Source organism: Streptomyces sp. C36, assembly GCF_040932295.1.
GTDB classification, from domain to species: domain Bacteria; phylum Actinomycetota; class Actinomycetes; order Streptomycetales; family Streptomycetaceae; genus Streptomyces; species Streptomyces triculaminicus.
Genome location: NZ_JBFQGI010000022.1, coordinates 1 through 4,649 on the forward strand (window position 1 = coordinate 1; position 4,649 = coordinate 4,649).

Annotated in this window: 7 protein-coding genes; 4 read left to right on the forward strand and 3 right to left on the reverse strand. The window is 67.8% G+C overall.

All coding sequences use genetic code 11. The features are described 5' to 3' along the window. Nucleotides 1-650, forward strand: a 650-nt coding sequence (locus AB4K12_RS31160; protein ID WP_368438152.1) for an oligopeptide/dipeptide ABC transporter ATP-binding protein, incomplete at its 5' end; no start/stop codon positions are given. A 285-nt stretch (nucleotides 651-935) separates the two neighbouring features. Here the strand turns inward: AB4K12_RS31160 and AB4K12_RS31165 are convergent. Beyond that, the gene (locus AB4K12_RS31165) at nucleotides 936-1,397 is read right to left on the reverse strand and encodes a hypothetical protein (RefSeq protein ID WP_368438153.1); all 462 of its coding nucleotides are present in this window, start codon (nucleotides 1,395-1,397) and stop codon (nucleotides 936-938) included. Nucleotides 1,398-1,914: 517 nt separating this feature from the next. On the opposite strand from AB4K12_RS31165, the gene AB4K12_RS31170 reads away from it, so the two are divergent. Together AB4K12_RS31170 and AB4K12_RS31175 are read left to right on the forward strand one after the other, a co-directional pair. Next, a complete protein-coding gene (locus AB4K12_RS31170; protein WP_368438154.1) occupies nucleotides 1,915-2,412 on the forward strand; it encodes a hypothetical protein in 498 nt (165 codons plus the stop codon). Between the two features lie 54 nt (nucleotides 2,413-2,466). Continuing rightward, complete coding sequence (locus tag AB4K12_RS31175; protein ID WP_368438155.1) at nucleotides 2,467-2,904, forward strand: hypothetical protein; 438 nt, start codon at nucleotides 2,467-2,469, stop codon at nucleotides 2,902-2,904. Nucleotides 2,905-2,924: 20 nt separating this feature from the next. Here the strand turns inward: AB4K12_RS31175 and AB4K12_RS31180 are convergent, their stop codons facing one another. Further along, nucleotides 2,925-3,344 carry a nuclear transport factor 2 family protein gene (locus AB4K12_RS31180; protein WP_368438157.1) on the reverse strand — a complete coding sequence of 140 codons (420 nt, stop codon included), beginning with the start codon at nucleotides 3,342-3,344 and terminating at the stop codon, nucleotides 2,925-2,927. A 119-nt stretch (nucleotides 3,345-3,463) separates the two neighbouring features. Between AB4K12_RS31180 and AB4K12_RS31185 the strand changes: the two genes are divergently transcribed. Then, entirely contained in the window at nucleotides 3,464-3,955 is a 492-nt protein-coding gene (locus tag AB4K12_RS31185) for a hypothetical protein (protein WP_368438158.1), read from the forward strand. 5 nt (nucleotides 3,956-3,960) lie between these two features. On the opposite strand, the gene AB4K12_RS31190 is transcribed toward AB4K12_RS31185, so the two are convergent. Further along, the coding region (locus AB4K12_RS31190) for an oligopeptide/dipeptide ABC transporter ATP-binding protein (RefSeq protein ID WP_368438160.1) at nucleotides 3,961-4,649 on the reverse strand (689 nt) is incomplete at its 5' end.

Below are 4,649 nucleotides of genomic sequence, written 5' to 3' on the forward strand. Positions count from 1 at the left end.
TGGCCCCGAAGGGCGACCGGCGCAAGCGCGTCCAGGAGCTCCTGGACGTCGTGGGCCTGAACCCGGAGTACATCAACCGCTACCCGCACCAGTTCTCGGGCGGTCAGCGGCAGCGCATCGGCATCGCCCGCGGGCTGGCGCTCAACCCCGAGATCATCATCTGCGACGAGCCGGTGTCCGCGCTGGACGTGTCGGTGCAGGCGCAGGTCGTCAACCTGATGGAGAAGCTGCAGGACGAGTTCAACCTCTCCTACGTCTTCATCGCGCACGACCTGTCCATCGTCCGGCACATCTCCGACCGCGTCGGCGTGATGTACCTGGGCAAGATGGCCGAGATCGGCACGGACTCCGAGATCTACGACCACCCGACGCACCCCTACACCCAGGCGCTGCTGTCGGCCGTCCCGGTCCCGGACCCCGACGCCCGCGAGGGCCGCGAGCGCATCATCCTCACCGGTGACGTGCCCTCGCCGGCCAACCCGCCGTCCGGCTGCCGCTTCCGCACCCGCTGCTGGAAGGCCGAGGACAAGTGCGCCCAGGAGGTGCCGCTGCTGGCGGTGCCGGAGGTGTTCGCCGGCAAGAAGACCCCGGCGGCGCACGAGTCGGCGTGCCACTTCGCCGAGGAGAAGCAGGTGGTGGGCGCGGCGTAACACCCGCTGACCCGACGTGTCGTGGGGGCTGTCCCGGATCAGGGACAGCCCCCATCTCGTTGCAGACGCTTCCAGCTGGGAAAGATTGATCGACTATGCCGCGCGTCGGGAGTGAGAATTTACAGACGGTCGGCACTGCAGCCCCCGCAGGGGATTAACGCACTTCGTCATCAGACCGGTGACGAGTCTCTGAGGAGCGGTTCTCGGTTCTCAGTCCTCTCGTGAAGCGCTAATCGCGAATCCGTCAACCCCTAATGCTGTTCGCGTCGGCCTGTCGGAGTTGATTTAGCCTGCAGGAAGATCATCCGACCAGGCTCCATTGTTGACCTTTTCTCCCTTGCTGTAGTGCGCCAGTCTGAAGGTGATCGTGCTGTCTTCGTAGTAGTCCTTTTGGCATATGGACCAGGACGGAGCTCCGTTGCTGTTGGCGCAGGCCCCTTGCCGGTACAGTTGCCCGTTGCGCTTGTTGTACCATTCGCCGACTGCCGACATTCCGTCTTGATTCGCGTCGAGAACCCACCAGCGATCCCCGTCCTTCTCGAAGCAGACCATGTCGGGGGAGCCGGGCATACCCTTGCACTTCATTCCCTTGTAGTTGCTGTTGGGGGGGTATACGTCGGTGACGACCGAGTCGTCCCACTCGAAAGGTATTGTTGCGGCGGATGCGGGGGAAGTCATTAATGCGGTTACCGTCAGGGATGCGGCCGCGATTACCGTAGAAAGTCCCGCCTTCATTTTCTTTTTCATGTCAGTTCCCTTCTGTTTGGGTTTCGGTTCCTCTTTCTTTGACGAGCTGGACTGTAGTCAAGGTTGGTTAGCGATCTCTACGTTCATGATTCGTGACCTATGTCACGTGAGGTGATGTTTCGCTAAAGCGGCTGGTTACGGCTCTATTTGAGCTTTTTCTGAGCTTTAATTTGAGCTGTTTCTGAGCTTGCTATCCCGGGCGGCTCATTTGTGACTCTTGACGATTAATCGAAGATGAGGGCGTATGGCTGACCTGCTTCGATCAGTGATATCCCATCGCGTGGAGCCGTACCGAGTGGCCGAGATGCCTCGATTTTCTGGCGCTGGATCGCACATGGGCCCAGGACGTCTACGTCATCAAGGCTTGCCTCCAACTCACGCCATCGCGCCGGTCGCCCCTTCCACTCGCACTGTCCCGTGGCCGGGACGTCTTTCGCGCGGACCGGCCCCCGCTTTTCCGGCGGCACCGGCTGTCGCCCGCCGAGCGGCTCTCGTGCGTGCTGCACGACATGTGTGCGTGTCGTTCGACGAGACCGCGCTCGTGGTCGGCGGCACCCCGGCCGCCGCCCGCCAGCTGGCCAGCCGGGCCCGCCGCCGCGTCCGAGTCGGGAGCGCTACCCCTGACCCGGACCTGAACCGCCAGCGGGCCGTCGTCGACGCCCTCCTGGCCGCCTCGCGCGGCGGCAACTTTGAGGTCCCTGGTCACTCTCCTCGAACCGGACGTCGTCCTGCACGCCGACACCGGCGCGGTCTCGTAGGGCCTTTCACCTCGAAGCTGGTCCGCGGTGCCCGTACCGTCGCCGGCCAGGCCCTGGCCTTCCCTCGCTTCGCCGAGGGCGTTCGCCCGGAGCTGGTCAACAGAGCGATGGACACCGTCACGATCGTCGCCTACAGGCCGGTGTCGGTCACCGCCCTGACCATCGTCGACGGCCGGATCACCGGGATGAGCATCGTCGTCGACCCCGTACGCCTGAGCGCGTCTGGACCTGGCCGTTCTCGGCGCGTGACGGGGTGAGATCGTTCTGCTGACCTCGCAGACCACGGGGCATGTCCGAAGGGAACCAGAGCAGTGACGCAGGAACGTCCGTCGATATCCGACCTCCTCACCGACGCCGCGTGCACGCCGGTGCTGCGCACCGACTTCTCCGACCAGGAGGCGTGGGAGGACATCCGGGAGGCCATCGGGACGCCGACCGAGCGCGACGAGTTCGTCGCGGACGTGACCCTCTTCGACGACGCCTCCTGCGAGGGCCTCACCGCCCGGGAGCTCGTCGCGCTCGTGCCGGACGACTACGACCACGCCCTCCTCGTCCTCGTCGACGACGTGGCCATGGCCTCGGACGAGATGCCGCTGCTGTGCGTCGACCTGGCGGACGAGCGGGGCCGTACGCTCCGCGTCGTCGCCGCCGAGCTCTGGTCGATCGAGAACAACCTCTCGCTCGCGAACATGGACTTCGAGGAGTTCGTGGACGCGGCCGAGGCCGACGGGGTCTTCCGGGGGTTCTGAGGCCCGGGACGCCGCACTCCTCAGGGCCGGTAGAAGGTCCGCCCCGCGGCCCCGGAGGAGACGGACCAGACCTCGGTGATGAGGCCGTCCGTGAAGGCGAGGATGTCCGTGCCGCTGCGGGCCACCGTCCGGCCGGACCCGTCCGTGAAGGTGGCCCGGTACGGGCGGGCGACCCGGCCGCTCGGAGCGGGGCCGTCGGACGGGTCGAGGTCCACGACGGGTATGCCCTCGGCCGTGAACCGCAGGTTCGCCCGCTTACGGTGCCAGCCCGCGATGACGTCCGTGAGCCGGTCCCGGTGGCGGATGTCGTCGAAGGCCTCGGTCTCCGCCTGGGCGTAGCGCAGGCGGAACTCCGGGGCCATGATCCGCTCGGCGAGCGTCGCGTCCCCGTTCCACATCGCGGTCCACTGGTCGTACAGGTCGATGCCGAACTGGCGCATCCTGATCACTGCTCCCCGTCAGGTGGTGCGAGACAACTGATGGCGACTGTAAGGGGTGGGTCTGACAACGGCCCCGGTGTTAGTTTCTGATCACGTGTCACCGCATTCAGGGGGGAATCGTGCGCAGAACTGCACAGCTGGCGGGGACGGCGCTGGCGGCCGTACTGATGGCCGGGTGCGCCGGAGGGGGCGGCGACAAGGCCGACGACCGTACGGCCTCTGCCGCGCCGTCCGCCGCCCCGCGGCCGACGGCGGCCACCGGGAAGGGCAGCCCCCTCGACGGCGCCTACGCGGCCCGCTCGGCGGACGGCCCGGTGGGCCTGTCCCTCTACGGGGACAAGGCGGCCGTCTACAGCGACAACGGCAAGCGCGCGTGCGTCGGCTCCTTCCACCGCGACGCGAAGCCCGCCACGCTCGCCCTGCGCTGCGCCGACGGCAACACCGACCGGGCCAACGGCAAGGTCGATCCCACGGGCGACAAGACCCTGGTCATCACCTGGGACAGCGGCACGAAGGACACCTTCACCAGAACCGCCGACGCGGCCCCGCTGCCCGACCCCACCCGCCTCGGCGGAGGTCTGCCGGCCCCGACGAAGCTGGGCGACGGCTGAGGCCGTCAGGGCCCGTTCCACGACACCTGCGCCTCCGCCCCCGGCTCCCGCACCGGGACCACGTGCCGCTCCTCCGCGTAGTGGCACGCCGAGACGTGTGCCGCCGGGCCGCCGCCCTCGCGGAACCAGTCCGGGACCTCCAACGGCGGCACCACGCGCGCGCACTTCTCCTGGGCCTTCCAGCAGCGCGTACGGAAGCGGCAGCCGCTCGGCGGGTGCGCGGGCGAGGGCACGTCGCCCGTCAGCAGGATGCGCTCGCGCCGCTCGCGGGCGTCGGGGTCCGGGACGGGGACGGCGGACAGCAGGGCCTGGGTGTAGGGGTGGGTGGGGTGGTCGTAGATCTGGGCGTCCGTGCCCACCTCGGCCAGCCGGCCCAGGTACATCACGGCCACCCGGTCCGAGATGTGCCGCACCACCGACAGGTCGTGCGCGATGAAGACGTACGACAGGTCGAACTCGTTCTGCAGCCGTTCCAGCAGGTTGACGACCTGTGCCTGCACCGACACGTCCAGCGCGGAGACCGGTTCGTCGGCGACGATGACCTCCGGTCGCAGGGCCAGCCCGCGGGCGATGCCGATGCGCTGCCGCTGACCGCCCGAGAACTGGTGCGGGTAGCGGTTGATGTACTCGGGATTGAGGCCGACCACATCCAGCAGTTCCCGCACCCGCTGGCGGCGGCTGCCCTTGGGGGCCG